Genomic DNA, 15,633 nt, shown 5'->3' with positions numbered 1-15,633 from the left:
TGACAGCGGCATCCACTACCCCCTGGAATGGGGTGGAATGCGGGGATTTACGAGCGACGGGTCACCACCAGTCCGGCCACGGGGGTCGATCGAGCTGGTGTCTTTCGCGACCGTCGCGGCCGTCGCCGCTCTCGTCGCGCTGCTGCTCAGCGCTGCGGGGCTGATGGCGGAGTCGTCACCCGCCGCGGCATCCACCGCCGCACCCACACCCGCGCCCACCGCCGCCCGCGCCCCCGCGGCCGCCGCACCCGCCAGCACCGACCCGCCGTCGAGCACGCCGTCGCCGCCTCCGACCGCACAGCCCCTCGCCCTCGACCGGCTGCCCTCCGGCCTCGTCACCACCTTCCCGCTGACCGTCGCCGGCTCCGGGACACCGGGCGACGTGGTGAGCGTCTCCGGCGGCTCCTCGCCGAGCGCCTCCGAGAGCTGCCAGGCGACCGTCCGCGACGACGGCCGCTGGAGCTGCGCTCTCGCCTCCCTGCCCGACGGCCCGAAGGTGGCGGTTCGCGCCGACGCGGGTCCAGGGGGAAGCGACGCCGACCAGGTGAAGGTGCTGCATCCGCCGGTCATCGCGGGCTCCGGGGTCGTCCCCACGACCGGCGGCGTCCGTGGCACGGCCTATCCGGGTGCCAGCGTCACGGTCACGGCAGACACCGGCGCCTCCTGCACCTTCCCCGCCGACTCGAACGGCAACTGGGGATGCGTCCTCAGCGCCGACCTGACCGACGGTCGCCATGCCATCACCGCGACCCAGGTCGCCGACTTCTCGTCGCAGCGTTCGGCGACCAGCGCTGCCGTCGCGATCGACGTGGACCGCACGTCCCCCTCCGCCCCGTCCATCACGACGCCGACGGGAGGCTCCGCGTCGCCGGGCACGCCTCTCGCGTTCGGCGGCGCAGGCGAGACGGGCGCGCACATCACGCTGTACGCCTCGACCGCCCGCGGCGCCGCCGTGGTCTGCACCGCCGATGTCGTCGCCGGCGGATGGTCCTGCCAGGGGGCGCTCGATGCCGGCACCTACACGCTGTCCGCCCTGCAGCGGGACGCCGCCGGCAACGTCAGCGCCGGTAGCAACGCGGTGACGCTGACGGTCGCCGCGGGCAGCGCCGTTCGCGCGCCGCCGCCGACCCGCACGCCGACACCGACGCCCTCCCCGACGACGCCCGCGCCTGTCGCACCCGGAGCGGCGCCTCCCGCCGGGCCGCCGCATCCCGAGACCCGAGGATGGGTCGACGTGCCGTTCACCACCGCGTCAGCGCCGACGGTCACGGCGGACGCCCTCCCCGGCTGGATGCGCTCGGTCGGCCTCGCGGTCGCCGCCCTGCTGCTGCTCGTCCTGCCCGCACGCCTACTCGCCGCCGCTCTCGCGCGAGGACGAGCAGATCGGGGGCGGCACAGCGAGCGGGCCTCCCTCTTCGGACGCAACCGGCCCCGGTCCGAGCTCTCCGACGCCTCCGCGCTGTTCGGCCGGACGCCGACCGCATCCACGTCGCCAACCCCATCCCCCGCCACCGGGCTCACCCAGCCGGCGACGGGACTCCAGTCGCTCTGGCCCACGGTCGTCGCGGGTGCGGTGGCCTCCCTGCTGGTGACGCTCTCCGCTCCCGTGCCGGATGCGGGCGCGTACCCCGGCGTCCTCGTCGCGGTGGCGCTCGCGGTCGCGGCCGTCAATGCGGTCTGGGTCCTCGCCGGGCGTGGGCTCGCGGCGCACCTGCACCTGCCCATGCCGCGGGTGACCCTCCACCCGGGTCTGCTGGTGGTGGTGGCTGTCGCGGCGATCGGCTCCCGGCTGCTCGAGCTCTCCCCCGCACTGCTGTTCGCCCTGGTCCTCACCCTCACCCTCGGGCCGGAGGCGGGGCGTGTGCGCCAGGGACGCATCGCCGCCGTGCAGGTCTCCGCGGTGGCCGCCCTCGGGGTGCTCGCCTGGCTCGCCGTCGGCCTGTTCGCCGCGCCGACGAATCCGGTCACCGTCTTCCTCGCCGAGCTGGTCAACGTCCTCGCCCTGGCCGGGATCGGCTCGGCCGCGGTGATGCTGCTCCCGATCGGCGGGCTGGCTGGCCGCGCCATCGTCCAGTGGTCCCGCTGGCTGTGGGCAGGCCTGAGTCTCGTGGTCTATACGGTGCTCTTCGCACTGCTGCTCCCGGTCGCGTCGCTCGTGGAGCGCGGCGTCGGGGTCGTCGTGGTCGTCGGCGCGGCTGTCGGGTTCGCGGCGACCAGCGTCGCCTTCTGGCTGTGGGAGCGCTTCGTCGCCCCCGCACTCGACCGCACGATCCCCTAAGAACCGAAGTGCGCCCGCATTTCCAGGGCTCTGAGCGCTGCGTCGGCCGAGTCGACCGGACTCGTGTTGAACGCGATCACGGCTCCGGGAGCCAGACTCCTGACCGCCGCGACCACGATCTCCAGCAGCGGCACGGCGTCATCCGGCACCCGAAGCCCGCCGCCGATGACAACGGAGGCCCACGGACGTTCCGCAATGGCGTGCGTCACCGTCTGCACGGCCGATTCGTCCGGCGCGATCAGACACTCGACGAGCTCCACATCCAGCTCACGTGCGCGTGCACGACCAGCAGCGAAAGCCGGCTCCACCGCGTCCGCGTCGACACCGGGTAGGAGGCGCGGGTCGAATCCGACCACCAACACTTCAGGATTACCAGTCACCGTCACGGCCCCAACACTATCGACGGCGGATCGGGTCACGGGCGTCCGTGGTCGGTGGCTTCTGTCAGGCTGGCAAGATGATCGCGCTGATTTCGGCTCCCACCAATCTCGGGCTTCGGCCACCGCAACGCGGGAGCGTTCCGGGCTCGGACAAAGCCCCGGAAGCGCTGCGGGAGGCGGGCCTGTTCCAGCGGTTCATGAACGAGGGAGCCGCTGATGCAGGCGTCGTTTTGGGTGGTCGATACGTCGACGACGACGATACGCGCGCCGACGGCCAGGTGCGCAACCAGACAGCGCTGGTGGACCATGCGCGGCGGCTCGCTGCTCGGCTGACGAGCGTTCTCGACGCGGGTGACGTCCCGCTGGTCATCGGCGGTGACTGCAGCGTGCTCCTCGGGATCGGTGTTGCGTTGGCGCGTCGCGGCGGGACGGGCTTGGTGCACGTCGACGGCCACACGGACTTCCGGCACCCGGGCAACAGCGATGCCTGTGCGAGCATCGCCGGCGAGGACCTCGCGGCCGCTGTCGGCCTGCACTGGCCGGCGGTCGGGGACATCGACGGTCTCGGCCCCTACTTCGACCCGGGACGCGTGGTGCACATCGGCCACCGACAGGACGACGAGCACTCCGCCGAGGCCCGCGGGACCCTCGGACTGGTGATCTCCGCCGCACAGGCGATCGAGCGGGCCCCGGACGACGTGACCGCCGCGACGCACGCCGTGGCCGGCACCGGATACTGGCTGCAGATCGATGTCGACGTGCTCGACGCCAGCATCATGCCGGCGGTCGACAGTCCCGACCCCGGCGGACTCGACGCGTCACAGCTGACCGCGTTGCTCGCCCGGCTCGCCCCTGGCGCGATCGGCGCATCCGTGACCGTATTCGACCCCGACCTGGACCCCGACGGGCGCTACGCCCGGTTGGTGACGGACATCGTCGTCGATGGGCTGAGCGGACTCGGGCTCTTGCGGGGGCGGACACCGATGTGATCGTCTTGCCCCCGTGAGCTTCTTCCCGTCAGACCCGCCCGACGATGAGACCGAAGACACCGCTCAGGTTCCGGCGCCATGGTGGAAGCCGTCAGACGAAGAGCTGCCTGCGGTGTTTCCGATCGGTGAGACAATCGCCATCAACGACACGGTCGCCATCATCTTGACGATTGCCCGCATCTACAGCAACGGTGTCGAGTTCGTCATCGACCGTCGCATCCGGCGAGGAAGCGCAAGCCGTCAGGAGTGGCGAGAGATGCAGTCCGAGATCCACAATCACTTCGTGCGCTACGACCCCGATCGCGTGCGTTACGGCGTCGTACTCGGGGACGGACAGCAGCTGATCGCCGATCTAGCGCCCGGCATGTACGGCGTGACCCCGCAGAAGCACAGCCTCAACCCGTCCGGCGGATCGGGCGGAGGGTCTGAGGACCTTTACCGCTTCGATGACGGGATGTGGCTGTGGCCGCTGCCGCCGGAGGGCCCGCTCGAGGTGATCGTCCAGTGGCCGGCCTTCGATGTGTCCGAGTCTCACGTCGTGCTCGACAGTGCGCCGCTGCTCGCGCTCGCCCCGCAGGCGCGATCGGTGTGGGGCCACCCCTAGCCGTGGACCGCACCGCCACCCGGGCGGTCATTCCACGCGCCGCCACTGCAGCGACGCTCGACCATCCTGGGCATTGAAAATGAAGTAGCTCCCCATCCCCGGTTGGTCGAGGTTCCGGCTTATCGGGCGGCCACTGAGGCTCCCGAGGAGCAAGCCTCCGACACCGCCATGACCGACGAAAGCTGCCGCGTCGTTGTGGCCGTCCTGAAGATGCCCGCGTACGGCACGTTCGATCCGATGCTGCGCGTCGACCGCTCGTTCCCAACCGCGCACCGACTGATCGGGGAAGGCGAAGAACTCGTCGACAATCCGTTCGAACTCATCCGGCTGCAGGTAGCCTGTAGCGCTTCGATCCATTTCGCCGAGCGCCGGGTCCACCGTGACGTCAAGTCCGAGCGCCTCCCCGAGGATGGCAGCAGTTTCGCGAGCCTTTTTCTCCGCACTGCTGAAAATGCTGCGCACCTCGCCGCGCATCCACTTGGGCAGGATAGCCGCCCGCGCCCTCCCGGCATCAGACAGACCCCAATCCTCGATCGGTACGGAGGGATCGATCACCACTTCAGGGTGGGTAATGAAGAAGCAGGACACCGACCGACGCTACAGGCAACTCGGCCGTCGCAGCTGCCTCCGCTCAATCGAGCAACCTAGCCTCGGACATTCACCGATAAGTACACGACGGAGCCCTCCGGGGTAGGTCAGCGCACGAGGCCGTTCTCATGCGCGAACGCCACCAGTTGCACGCGGGACGTGAGGTCGAGCTTGGCGAGGATGCTTCTGACGTGGGTTTTGACCGTTGCTTCGGAGATGAAAGCGGTACGGCCGATCTCGCCGTTGCTCAGACCGCGGGCTGCGAGCAGGAATACTTCCTTTTCGCGAATCGAGAGGGGATCAATCGCCTCGGGGCGGCGCCTGGCTAGTGTGCGGAACAGCTCACTCGTGGCGTTGGATGCGATGACCGAGTGCCCATCATGGATGGTGCGGATCGCCGCCAGGATGAAGTCGGGGGTCGCATCTTTGAGAAGGAAGCCATCTGCGCCGACTCGCAGCGCGGCAGCGACCGCTTCATCGCGGTCGAATGTCGTGAGGACGATGATGCGCGGCAGACGCGAAGCTGTTGCGCTCCGGATAGCGTGAGTGGCGGCGATGCCATCCATCCCCGGCATTCGGATGTCCATGAGCATGACATCCGGATGCGCCGACTGCGCCAGTTCCACGGCCTCGTTCCCGTTCGTTGCGGCGCCCGCGAAAATGAGATCCTGCTGCGACTCGATCATCATCTGCAATCCCGCGCAGAACAGCGGCTGATCATCGACTACCGCCACCCGGATCACGGGGTCACCTCGCTTCGTCCATTCGCCGGGATGTAGGCCGCGACAAGGAACCCTCCGCTGACGTCGTCGTCGGCCCCCGCGTCAAGCCAGCCTCCGGCGAGCCGAGCACGCTCCCGCATACCGATCACACCCCTTCCTGCCGGGTTGGGGGCCGCCGGATCACCGACCTCATTGGCCGGCCGGGAGGCGATGGAGACGGCGATGCCGTCGTCGCGATTGTCGAGCGCGAGCCGCACCGTGGCTCCCGCACCCGCGTGTTTCAGCGCGTTCGTCAGTCCCTCCTGGACAATCCGATAGACAGCGAGCTGCTGCGCGACGGTGAGGTCGATGGCGTCACCGAAGCGCTCGACCGTGATCGTCAGTCCCGCGTCCGACAGACGCTGCACGAGCTCCTCCAGATCCTTCATGCCGGGATGCCCCGGCCCGTCGGGGGTTCCGACCAGGGTCTCAATGAGCACACGGACCTCCGTCAAGGATGAGCGTGCCGTGGAGGCGATCGTCGCGAGGGACGGCACCACCGCCGTTGGCCTTTCTTCAGCCAGCAAACGCGCTCCGTCTGCTTGGGCCAGGATCACCGAAAGTGAGTGCGCCATGATGTCGTGCACGTCCTGAGCGATACGCTCCCGCTCTTCAGCCACGACGACTTCGGTCTTCGCTGCGCGCAGCGCGCTCGTCGCTCGCTCAAGCTCGAGCTCACTGGTGCGCTTCCTCCTCCACGTTCCGATCAGGGTGCCCGCCAGCCACCCCAATCCCGCGGCACCCGTGCACAGGATGAAGAACAGGGCACGCGTCCAGGCATTGTCGTGTCCAATGCTGAGCGACCACGAGAGAAGTCCCGCCACCGACAGACCTGACCCGATGGCGAAAGCGAGGGTGACTGCGTGCATCCGCCCGTGGGTCGTCGCGGCAATGACGAGGATGACGATCACGTAGCCGGAGTACACCAGTGGCTCGTCGAAGATGGCAGTTGGAAAGAGCAGCTGCCCGATCAGGGCGACAGCGCCTGCCACCATGGCCAGAACCGGCCGCAGGCGCGAAAAAGCAATCGCCGCGGCCAGAAGGAGGAGCGCCGCCCAAAACGGAAGGGTGACGTGAAGCGAACCTGGGGCGATCTGGTGCCGGCCAACGACCTCAATCGCCCACAGCACGAAGAAGGCCACGGCGATGACCGGCTCGACGAGCCATCGATTGCGACGCAGGAACGAACTCATGCCGAACACGCTACGGCTCGGGCACGTGCGGGGAGCCTTATTCGGGCAGATTTCAGCCCCTGGGCGGAGCGCATTACCCCGCTAGGTCAAGATTTCCTGCCGGTACGGACGGGCGGCGGCCCGGATAGCCGGTCCTCCTTCTGCGTTGAACGATGTGTCACGATGTTGCGATGTCAGAGCTGCGGGACCAGTTTGGGTGCCTCAATGCACCGTGACGAGTTGGGCATCGACGAGGGCCTCGCGCGCACCCTGATCGGTTCGCAATACCCCGGGTGGGCCGGCATGACCGTGCGCCGCATCGCGGTCGACGGCACAGTGAACGCCATCTTCCGGATCGGTGACGACCTCGCTGCCAGGTTCCCGCTGCGCGCCGCCGATCCGGACGCGGTCAGAGCCAGCCTCAACCGAGAGGCCGAAGCGATGCGCGACCTGGCGGTGTGCTGCCCGTTCCCGACACCAGCCCCTGTCGCAATCGGCGATCCGGGCGGCACCTACCCGCTGCCCTGGTCGGTGCAGACCTGGCTGCCCGGCGACGTCGCCTCACCACACGCCCTGGAGACATCAGCCGCCTTCGCCCGCGACCTCTCGACACTCATCGGCACGCTGCGGACGGCGGACACGAATGGGCGAAGCTTCGGCGGCGGCGGGCGAGGAGGGAACCTCCAAGACTCCGACCAATGGATGGATGCCTGCTTCCGGCAGAGTGAAGGCCTGCTGCCGGTCGGTCAATTGCGCCTGTACTGGAGCAGACTCCGCACGCTACCGGCCGCCGGGCCGGACATGATGACGCACGGCGACCTCATCCCCGGGAACCTTCTGGTCGACGGCGAGCATCTGGTCGGGGTCCTCGATGGAGGAGGATTCGGCCCCGCCGATCCGGCGCTCGACCTCGTCGCCGCATGGCACATGCTCGAAGAGGATGGACGCGCGGTGCTGCGCCACGAGTTAGGGTGCAGCGAGCTGGAGTGGCAACGCGGGGCAGCATGGGCCTTCCAACAGGCGATGGGACTGGTCTGGTACTACCGCGAATCGCTCCCCGGAATCAGCGCGCTCGGGCGAAGCACCCTCACGAGGATCCTCCGTGACCCGGAGGTTGCCGCGTTCGTCACCCACCGCGGACCGGTCCGCTGAGAGATCCTCCCTCGCCACCTCGAAACGATGTGTCACGATGTTGCGATGTCAGAGCTGCGGGACCAGTTGCGTGCCACATTCCGGTGGATCGGCGACCGCACTGATCCGGACTATCGCGCCGATGTCACCGGCTGGTGGAGGGATCCACAGGTCGTCCAGCAGATCGGAGCTGCCCTCGCTGGACTCTTCTCCGATGAGCGACCGACGGTGGTGTTAGGCACTCAATCGAGGGGAAGCCTGCTGGGAGTTCTGGTGGCGCAGCACCTTGGCGTCGGGTTCGCCGAGGTGAGGAAGGATCCAGGTCCCTCTGCCGACAGTGATGCGTGGTGGATGATCTCGACCGTCCCGGACTATCGCGACAGGCACCTTCGGCTCGGGCTACGCCGTTCCCTTCTCACGTCTGGTGACTCCGTCCTGTTCGTCGACGATTGGGTGGACACCGGTGCACAGTCCGGTGCATGCCGGTCCCTTGTGGAGATGAGTGGCGCGAGGTGGTGCGGCGCCGCGGTCATCGTCGACGGCCTGCACGAACCCGGCCTTCGACGAACGCTGCGCGTTCGCGCACTGCTGAACATCCGCGACCTATAGAAGCGTCCGCAAGCCGATCCCGCGCAGTATGTCGAGGCCAGCTCGAGGCGCCGCCCTTCCGAGAATTGCCTCGGATTCAACCCAATGAGAACTGGTCCGTTGCAGTGGTGTAGCGAACGATCGCCGGGCAACTCGAGCCTTCCTCTCGAATCACGACATCTCGGTGAAGCGTGGTTCCGAGCATCCTCATGACACGGGCCACGCCGTCCACTGAGGCTTGGTCGACGATCTCGCGGAGGTCGATGTCGAAAATCACCGCGTCTGGACCGGGGAAGAAGTTGACGCGTACCCCGTCAACGGGCCAAACAGCAAAACTATCGGCCTCTGCGAGATCCCTTATGTTGGGTGGCAGCGGTGAATGCCCATCACTCGTTGTCAATTTCCAGCCGCTGTGGTGCAGCATCTCAAACACGGTGTCCCAGTCGTGTTCCGCATATCCGAGTACCTCGCCATCAGGGAGCACGCCAAGGTCGTCCTCGAACGCCTCACGGAAGCGCGCCCAATCAAGTTCCGATGTCATGGGCACAATGATGGCGCAGATCGCTCATCCCACTGCGCGTGTGCCGGTCACCTTGCGGGTGTCGCGGCATCCGTGCTGGCCCGTGCCGTTCCCCATTGGTCTTTGGTGATCGCATATTCGACTGCGCCGAGCTCGCTGCCGTCGCGGTCGTCGTCGTCCTCGTAGAAGGTCCGGACGTACTGGAGGCCCGTCGAAGACATGGTCGCCCGGGAACGTTCGTTCACGGTCAGGGTGAGGGCGAACACCCGGTGCAGGTCGAGGTCCTGGAACGAGTGGCGCAGGATCTCGCGGGATCCCTCGGTGGCGAGACCTTTGCCCCAGTGGCGCCGCAGGAGCCGGTAACCCAGCTCGGCCTCGCCCGGGACGATGGGACCGTCTCCCCAGCCGGCAGGCTGCAGCAGCCACCAGCCGACGAACTCGTCATCCACGAATCCGACCCAGAAGCCGAGCCCCGGCACCGACTCCGCCGTCGCCAGCCGAAGACCGTGAGCCTTCTCGACCTGGGCGCGGGTGCGGCCGTCGCCGGTCAGATAACGCATCACCTCAGGGTCGGAATCCAACTCCACCTCGAACTCCAGATGCTCGTCGCCCAAGGGGACCAGCCGAATACGATCGGTATGCAACGTCGCCTGAGACACAGGGCCATGATGCGACAGCCGTTGGACGTCCGCAAGCCGGACAATCAACCGACACGCGCCATTTCCGGCCTCACGCAATGCATCCGAGAGCCTGTGACAGCGGCCCGACGCTTGCGGGCCCCAGGGAGGATTGTCGGGGCGTGGCGGCAGCTATCGTTCCAGCGCATCCAGGTAGAACCACTCGCCGCCCTCGCGAACGAACCGGGACGTCTCGTGCAGGCTGCCGCGCTCGTCTCCCTTGTAGTGGGCCACGAACTCCACCACGCCGTCCGTGTCGAACGGTCCCCCGCGCTCGGTGCGTTGGACATCGAGCCGGTACCAGCGCAGGCCCGGGTCGAGCGTGAGCTCGGTGGGACGGGTCGAGGGATGCCAGCTGCGCAGCAGGTACGCTGCATCGCCCAGGGCGAACGCGCTGAAGCGGGAACGCATCAGCCGCTCGGCGGTCGGCGCGGGAGCGCCACGGTGGAGCGGTCCGCAGCAGGCGTCGTAGGTCTCGCCGCTGAGGCAGTGGCAGCGCGTGGTCACCGATCGAGCCTAGCCGGGTGGGATGCGCGCCGAAGGGATGCGCGCCCCACACGATGCGCTGCAGAGGTGAACCCGGCCGGTGACCACGTCGGGGGGATGTCGGGCACCGGCCGGGTCGGGGACACCTCACCAGAAGGGTGTCTGGCCCCAGTTTCGGCCCGGAGTATGCGCACGGACTTGGGATGCCCTGAAGGTGTTCGCAGACGCGGCGGACGGCGGCGACGGTGTAGCGTTGAGCGCATGGAAGGTCTGCTCATCGGTCTCATCTGGCTCGTCGTGATCGTCGGGGGCAGCCTCGCCACGGCCGCGATCATCCAAATGGTCAAGTCGCCGTACCGCAACCGGTAACCAGCCGACCGCACCGTCGCCCGGCCCACGCCGTCGGCCCCGGCCCCCATAGCCCAATCGGTAGAGGCAGGCGACTTAAACTCGCCCGAGTGTGGGTTCGAGTCCCACTGGGGGTACTTTTCGAGCGGTCCGTGTCTGACGCTAGCTCATAACGGATGGTGGACAGGCGGAGAGGAACCGCAGCCCGGGAGTCAATCAGCGCGGAGGAACCCGCTCCTCGGCGGCCCTCGTTTCTCCTCCGTTCCCGATCCCGATGCGGCGTGTCGGGAGTGTTCTCCTCCCCTGCCGGCGAGCCACCACTCCGCACTGGGCCTGTGGGAATCGGAGGAGATCCGATTCGACACGCCGCGAGAGGCACGAAACGGAGGATGACAGCGCCGCACGCGCTCGCGGTTCCTCCGCCCCACCGCGTCGGGTCGCGACGAACTGAAACGGTGGCCGCTGCCTCCTGAGAATCAGGATGCTGCGGCCACCGTCAGGACGACAGGCAGGCTACTTCGCAGTGACCTCGGCCGGCTGCTTCACAGCGGCCGGCTTCTTGCGGGCGGGAGCCTTCTTGGCGGGCTCCTCCACGGCCGGAGCGGCCTCGACGGCCGGCTTCGGACGGGCGGCGAACTCCTCGAAGTTGGCACGCGGGTTCTGCACGGCCTGAATCGACACGATGTCGCGGCCGAGCCAGAAGTTGTTCCACCAGCCCCAGATGACGCGCCACTTGCGCTCCCACGACGGCATCGCGAGACCGTGGTAGCCGCGGTGCGCGAGCCAGCCGATGACGCCGGTGATCGCGATCTTGCCGGACTGCAGCACGCCGATGCCGACGCCGAGGCCGGCGACCGCGCCGAGGCTCTTGTGGTAGTACTGGCGCGGCAGCTCGCCGCGCAGGGAGGCGACGATGTTCTTCGCCAGAAGCTTGCCCTGGCGGACCGCGTGCTGTGCGTTCGGCACGCAGTAGCCGCCGACGCCGGCGCCGGTCAGGTCGGGCACGGCGGACACGTCGCCGGCACCCCAGGCGTCGGCGATGATCTCGTCCTCGGTGCCCACCCGGAGGTCGGCGCGGACGCGGAGGCGGCCGCGCTCCTCGATGGGGAGGTCGGTGTGGCGGACGACCGTCGGATTCGCCATCACGCCGGCGGTCCAGACGATGAGGTCCGACTCGAAGCTTTCGCCGGTGGACAGCTGGATGACGCCATCCACCGCGCTCTGCAGCTGGGTGTCGAGGTGGATCTCGGCCCCGCGCTCTGCGAGGTTCTTGATCACCCAGTGGCTGGTCTTCAGCGACACCTCGGGCATGATCCGGCCCATGGCCTCGATCAGGTGGAAGTGCGTGTCCTCGAACGCGAGCTCGGGGTAGCGCTTCAGCAGAGCGCTCGCGAAGGAGCGCAGCTCGGCGAAGATCTCGATGCCGGCGAAGCCACCGCCCACGACGACGACGGTGAGGAGTCGATCGCGCTCCGGGCCGGCCGGCATGGAGGCAGCCTTGTCGAAGTTCGTCAGCAGGCGGTCGCGGATGTACACGGCCTCCTCGATGTTCTTCAGGCCGACCGCCTGGTCCGCGACGCCCGGGATCGGGAACGTGCGCGACACGGCGCCCGCGGTGACCACGACGATGTCGTACTCGAGTTCGTACGCTTCGCCCACCGGCGGCTGGATGGTCGCCACCTTGCGTGCGTGGTCGACGTAGGTGACCTTGGCCGTGATGATGTTGGTCGTCTTCAGGTGACGCCGGTGCGCGACGACCGCGTGACGCGGCTCGATGGAACCGACCGCGACCTCGGGGAGGAACGGCTGGTACGTCATGTACGGCAGCGGGTCGACCATGGTGACCTCGGCCTCGCCTGCGCGGAGCTGCTTCTCGAGCTTCCACGCGGTGTAGAAGCCGGCGTAGCCACCGCCGACGATCAGGATTTTGGGCACAGTGATGCGTCTCCTCAACACGAAAGTTTGGGCCTACATTACCCCCTGCTGCGCGTTCGCCTGAAATGCAGCCACGCGCCGACGCCGCCGAGGGCGACGAGGGCGAGGAAGCCGGCTATCAGGGCGAACGGAAGCCAGAAGGCGGTGAGGACGCTCCATTGCGGCCACAAGATGTCTCTCCATGGTAGCGCGCGTTCGGGGCTGAGCTTCTTCGGGACAGGTGCCGCCTGCACATTCTGGCCCGGCGACGGCGGCGAGGTGGCCGACGGCGACTCGGCGCGCCGGTGGATGCGGATCCAGTCTCCCAGGTCGCCCATCGGGTTCGCGGTGACGTGGGGCACGTCCGTGGTGACCGCGGCCGCCGCATCCAACAGTCCGTAGCCGTAGATGGGGCTGGGGACCGTCCCTCCCGCGGGCTTCGCCGTGCGGATGAGACGCTCGATCACATCCGCCGCCTTCAGTTCCGGATGCGCCGCCCGGACCAGGGCGACGGCGCCGGCGACGAGAGGCGTGGCTCCGCTCGTTCCCGCCCACTGCACGTACCCGCCGCCCGGGTTGGCTCCGACGAGCTGCTCGCTCGGAGCGGAGACGCCGATGGTGATGCCCTGGGCGGAGGCGTCGAAGCTCGCCTTGCCTGCCCGGTCGACGCCCGCGACCGTCAGCACACCGGGGATGGTGGCCGGCGCGCCGACCTCGCTCGTGCCGCTGCCCCGGTTGCCCGCGGCCGCGACGATGACGACGTCGTGGGCGAAGGCGTACTGGAACGCCTGGTCCCAGCTCACCGGCCAGTCGAGCGTGTTCCGGGTCAGCGACATGTTGATGACGGAGGCGCCGTTGTCGACCGCCCAGCGAACGGCCTGGGCGATCTGCGCGTCGCTGCCGACCGGTCCCATCGCCTTGCCCAGTGCAACGGAGACCGAGAGGATGCTCGCCTCCGGTGCGGCGCCCAGTACTCCGTTGCCCGCACCGGTGCCGCGACCGGCGAGCAGCGACGCCACCCAGGTGCCGTGGTTGGCGTTGTCGCCGTCGCCGAGCGGCTTCTGGCCGTTCGTCGCACCCACCTCGGAGACGTCGGTCCCGCCCACCACGGCGCCGGCGAGGTCCGGGACCGAACCGTCCACGCCGGTGTCGATGACGGCGACCTTCACGCCGGCCCCCCGGGTGGTGCTCCAGGCCTGCGAGAAGCCGTAGTCGTTCAGCCAGTACTCCAGGTCGCGCACCTGGTCGGCCCGCGCGGCGGTCGCGGGGACCACCGCGGTGGCGACGGCGATCGTCGCGGCAGCCACGGTTGCGGCCAGGCGCCGCATCCGTCCGCCACCGCTGAGGCGCATCCCGCTGCTCCCGACCGCCCCGCTCCCCCGCACGGCGTTCCTAGCCGGCGAGGTGGATGCGGCACTCGCACACCGCGGGCGACCAGCCGCCGCGGGCGAGCGCCAGGTCGCCGATGGGGTTGACGCCCGGGCCTGCGGCGAGCGCGTGGGCGGCCACCGCGTGCAGGCACTTCACGCGGGAGGGCATCCCACCGGCGGAGATGCCGGCGATCTCCTCGACCGCGGCGATCGACTCGCGGTCGGCGAGGTAGCTCTCGTGCGCCGCCCGGTACTGGGCGCTGACCTCGTCGTCGGTGGTCAGGAGTTCGTTGTACTCGTTCATCACCTGCGTCGCCTCGAGGGCCGACATGGCCGCTGTGGCCGCGGGATGCGTCAGGTAGTAGAAGGTCGGGAACGGCGTGCCGTCGTCCAGGCGCGGTGCGGTCGACACCACGGTGGGACGGCCGCAGACGCAGCGCGCGGCGATGCCGACGACGTTGCGTGCGGCCCGGCCGAGTTGCTCGGAGACGACCGCGATGTCCTCGTCGGTCACGGGGTCGAAAGGGGGTGTGGTCATGCGGGACTACTTCTTCGGTACGGGTGTCGTTGTGGCGGTCGGATCGGGGGCGGGCGTCCCGCTCAACTGCTGCGGCGTGGCCTCGGTCAGGCCGGCCCCCATGAAGGAGCCGAAGAGCGAACCCACCCAGTCGGTACGGGTCTTCTGCAGCTTCGAGCTGACGGGCGTGCCGTCCTGCTTCGCCGCGGGCGCACGGTCGTCGATGACGAGGTAGCTGACCTCGCCGGGCATCACGTAGTACAGGCGGTCCCGCGCCTGCGCCCGCAGGTAGCTCGGGTCGTTCCAGCGCGCGCGCTGATCCTTCAGCGTGTCCACCTGAGTGGCCAGCTGGTCGACCGCGCGCTGTTGGTCGGCGATCTGCTGCCGCTGCGACAGGAACGCCTGAACGGTCGGAGCGAGGATGATGACGGCGAGCACGAGGACGCCCATCATCACGAGCGAGAACGCCGAGAAGTGCAGCTGGCGCAGCCAGCGTCCGGTGCCGGTCGGGACGGACATCCGCACAGGGACGCGGCGCGTGCGCGGCTTCGGCATGGGCCCTCCCTGTCATGGTTCGCGTGCGGAGCGGAGCCTGACGGCCCCCTCTCATCGTAGGCGATCGGCGACGCCCGGCCCGCGGCGCTGCGGGGTGTCGGGATGCGCTCAGCCGCCGCTCAGGACGACCAGCAGACGCACGATGCCCACTGCGGCGAAGGCTGCGCCGCCCACCGCGAAAACGACGCCCAGCGCCCGCGCGTCGCGCGGGCGGAAGGGGCGACGCGCATCCTCGTCGGCGAAGAAGGCGGCCGCGCGCCCCGGCCGCACCAGGCAGAACACCCCGAGGACGGCGAACAGCACCGCCAGCGCCAGGAACAGCACCAGCGGCACGACCTCGGTCTGCACCCGCACCACCCCCTCATTCTGCCCGCCCGCCCTTCCGTGAGGCGCGGTTCGTTGCTCGCGCATTTGCCCCAAATGTGCCCTTTGGCCGCGGTGGTTTCAGCTGGTGAGTGCAACGCCTTGTAGGTATTCGTCGAGTTTCTCGGCTGGGGTGGCGTAGTTCAAGGTTTTGCGGGGGCGGATGTTGAGCAGGCGTTGGGTTTCGGCGAGGTCGGTGTCGGTGATGGTGTTGAAGTTGGTGCCTTTGGGATAGAAGTCCCTGATCAGCCCGTTCAGGTTCTCGTTGCTGCCGCGTTGCCAGGGAGAGTGCGGGTCGGCGAAGAACACCGGACAGTTGGTGGCGATGGTGAAGCGGGCGTGCTCGGCCATTTCGGTGCCTTGATCCCAGGTCAGGGTCGAGAACAATGCGG

The 15,633-nt window shown here is 68.7% G+C and carries 18 protein-coding genes and 1 tRNA gene; 6 read left to right on the top strand and 13 right to left on the bottom strand.

The window, feature by feature from the left end; all coding sequences use genetic code 11:
- Positions 1-97 precede the first annotated feature (97 nt).
- Complete coding sequence (locus AB4079_RS17465; RefSeq protein WP_441788594.1) at positions 98-2,278, top strand: Ig-like domain-containing protein; 2,181 nt, start codon at positions 98-100, stop codon at positions 2,276-2,278.
- Here AB4079_RS17465 and AB4079_RS17460 read toward each other — a convergent pair.
- Entirely contained in the window at positions 2,275-2,664 is a 390-nt protein-coding gene (locus tag AB4079_RS17460) for a hypothetical protein (protein WP_441788593.1), read from the bottom strand. The two genes, AB4079_RS17465 and AB4079_RS17460, sit on opposite strands and share 4 nt — an antisense overlap.
- Positions 2,665-2,735: 71 nt before the next feature.
- On the opposite strand from AB4079_RS17460, the gene AB4079_RS17455 reads away from it, so the two are divergent.
- Positions 2,736-3,647 (top strand): arginase family protein, encoded by a 912-nt coding sequence (locus AB4079_RS17455; protein WP_441788592.1) that lies wholly within the window; start codon positions 2,736-2,738, stop codon positions 3,645-3,647.
- A gap of 13 nt (positions 3,648-3,660) precedes the next feature.
- Positions 3,661-4,251, top strand: coding sequence for a hypothetical protein (locus AB4079_RS17450; RefSeq protein WP_441788591.1), 591 nt, complete (start codon positions 3,661-3,663; stop codon positions 4,249-4,251).
- A gap of 27 nt (positions 4,252-4,278) precedes the next feature.
- Here the strand turns inward: AB4079_RS17450 and AB4079_RS17445 are convergent, their stop codons facing one another.
- From AB4079_RS17445 to AB4079_RS17435, 3 genes are all read right to left on the bottom strand, one after another.
- Positions 4,279-4,839 (bottom strand): histidine phosphatase family protein, encoded by a 561-nt coding sequence (locus AB4079_RS17445; RefSeq protein WP_441788590.1) that lies wholly within the window; start codon positions 4,837-4,839, stop codon positions 4,279-4,281.
- 107 nt (positions 4,840-4,946) lie between these two features.
- Positions 4,947-5,582, bottom strand: a complete 636-nt coding sequence (locus tag AB4079_RS17440) for a response regulator (RefSeq protein WP_441788589.1) — start codon at positions 5,580-5,582, stop codon at positions 4,947-4,949.
- Complete coding sequence (locus AB4079_RS17435) at positions 5,579-6,793, bottom strand: sensor histidine kinase (RefSeq protein WP_441788588.1); 1,215 nt, start codon at positions 6,791-6,793, stop codon at positions 5,579-5,581. The genes AB4079_RS17440 and AB4079_RS17435 overlap by 4 nt, the downstream gene beginning before the upstream one ends.
- Before the next feature lie 204 nt (positions 6,794-6,997).
- Here AB4079_RS17435 and AB4079_RS17430 point away from each other — a divergent pair, with 204 nt between their 5' ends.
- The gene (locus AB4079_RS17430) at positions 6,998-7,924 is read left to right on the top strand and encodes an aminoglycoside phosphotransferase family protein (protein WP_441788587.1); all 927 of its coding nucleotides are present in this window, start codon (positions 6,998-7,000) and stop codon (positions 7,922-7,924) included.
- 45 nt (positions 7,925-7,969) lie between these two features.
- A complete protein-coding gene (locus AB4079_RS17425; protein ID WP_441788586.1) occupies positions 7,970-8,512 on the top strand; it encodes a phosphoribosyltransferase family protein in 543 nt (180 codons plus the stop codon).
- A gap of 76 nt (positions 8,513-8,588) precedes the next feature.
- On the opposite strand, the gene AB4079_RS17420 is transcribed toward AB4079_RS17425, so the two are convergent.
- From AB4079_RS17420 to AB4079_RS17410, 3 genes are all read right to left on the bottom strand, one after another.
- A complete protein-coding gene (locus AB4079_RS17420; RefSeq protein ID WP_441788585.1) occupies positions 8,589-9,032 on the bottom strand; it encodes a hypothetical protein in 444 nt (147 codons plus the stop codon).
- A 47-nt stretch (positions 9,033-9,079) separates the two neighbouring features.
- Positions 9,080-9,670, bottom strand: a complete 591-nt coding sequence (locus AB4079_RS17415) for a GNAT family N-acetyltransferase (protein WP_441788584.1) — start codon at positions 9,668-9,670, stop codon at positions 9,080-9,082.
- A 150-nt stretch (positions 9,671-9,820) separates the two neighbouring features.
- A complete protein-coding gene (locus tag AB4079_RS17410; RefSeq protein WP_441788583.1) occupies positions 9,821-10,195 on the bottom strand; it encodes a YchJ family protein in 375 nt (124 codons plus the stop codon).
- 390 nt (positions 10,196-10,585) lie between these two features.
- Between AB4079_RS17410 and AB4079_RS17405 the strand changes: the two genes are divergently transcribed.
- Positions 10,586-10,659, top strand: a tRNA-Leu gene (locus AB4079_RS17405).
- Between the two features lie 376 nt (positions 10,660-11,035).
- Here AB4079_RS17405 and AB4079_RS17400 read toward each other — a convergent pair.
- The 6 genes from AB4079_RS17400 to AB4079_RS17375 all read right to left on the bottom strand — a co-directional run.
- Positions 11,036-12,457, bottom strand: coding sequence for an NAD(P)/FAD-dependent oxidoreductase (locus AB4079_RS17400; RefSeq protein WP_441788582.1), 1,422 nt, complete (start codon positions 12,455-12,457; stop codon positions 11,036-11,038).
- 38 nt (positions 12,458-12,495) lie between these two features.
- Positions 12,496-13,764, bottom strand: a complete 1,269-nt coding sequence (locus tag AB4079_RS17395) for a S8 family serine peptidase (RefSeq protein WP_441788687.1) — start codon at positions 13,762-13,764, stop codon at positions 12,496-12,498.
- 64 nt (positions 13,765-13,828) lie between these two features.
- A complete protein-coding gene (locus tag AB4079_RS17390) occupies positions 13,829-14,344 on the bottom strand; it encodes a DUF501 domain-containing protein (RefSeq protein ID WP_441788581.1) in 516 nt (171 codons plus the stop codon).
- Between the two features lie 6 nt (positions 14,345-14,350).
- Entirely contained in the window at positions 14,351-14,878 is a 528-nt protein-coding gene (locus AB4079_RS17385; protein WP_441788580.1) for an FtsB family cell division protein, read from the bottom strand.
- A 108-nt stretch (positions 14,879-14,986) separates the two neighbouring features.
- Positions 14,987-15,235, bottom strand: coding sequence for a hypothetical protein (locus tag AB4079_RS17380; RefSeq protein ID WP_441788579.1), 249 nt, complete (start codon positions 15,233-15,235; stop codon positions 14,987-14,989).
- Positions 15,236-15,322: 87 nt separating this feature from the next.
- A partial coding sequence (locus AB4079_RS17375; protein WP_441788578.1) for an IS30 family transposase occupies positions 15,323-15,633 on the bottom strand: 311 nt, incomplete at its 5' end.

It is taken from the genome of Leifsonia sp. 2MCAF36 (genome assembly GCF_052115525.1).
Taxonomy (GTDB): domain Bacteria; phylum Actinomycetota; class Actinomycetes; order Actinomycetales; family Microbacteriaceae; genus Leifsonia.
The sequence above is the reverse complement of the archived record's forward strand: the minus strand, read 5'-3'. Positions and strand labels throughout refer to the sequence as shown.

Bases quoted from the DNA above. Each gene is read 5' to 3' on its own strand.
- AB4079_RS17395 (WP_441788687.1), bottom strand. From the start codon at position 13,764: ATGCGGCGCCTGGCCGCAACCGTGGCTGCCGCGACGATCGCCGTCGCC.
- AB4079_RS17435 (WP_441788588.1), bottom strand. From the start codon at position 6,793: ATGAGTTCGTTCCTGCGTCGCAATCGATGGCTCGTCGAGCCGGTCATC.
- AB4079_RS17430 (WP_441788587.1), top strand. From the start codon at position 6,998: ATGCACCGTGACGAGTTGGGCATCGACGAGGGCCTCGCGCGCACCCTG.
- AB4079_RS17420 (WP_441788585.1), bottom strand. From the start codon at position 9,032: ATGACATCGGAACTTGATTGGGCGCGCTTCCGTGAGGCGTTCGAGGAC.
- AB4079_RS17390 (WP_441788581.1), bottom strand. From the start codon at position 14,344: ATGACCACACCCCCTTTCGACCCCGTGACCGACGAGGACATCGCGGTC.
- AB4079_RS17385 (WP_441788580.1), bottom strand. From the start codon at position 14,878: ATGCCGAAGCCGCGCACGCGCCGCGTCCCTGTGCGGATGTCCGTCCCG.
- AB4079_RS17425 (WP_441788586.1), top strand. From the start codon at position 7,970: ATGTCAGAGCTGCGGGACCAGTTGCGTGCCACATTCCGGTGGATCGGC.
- AB4079_RS17455 (WP_441788592.1), top strand. From the start codon at position 2,736: ATGATCGCGCTGATTTCGGCTCCCACCAATCTCGGGCTTCGGCCACCG.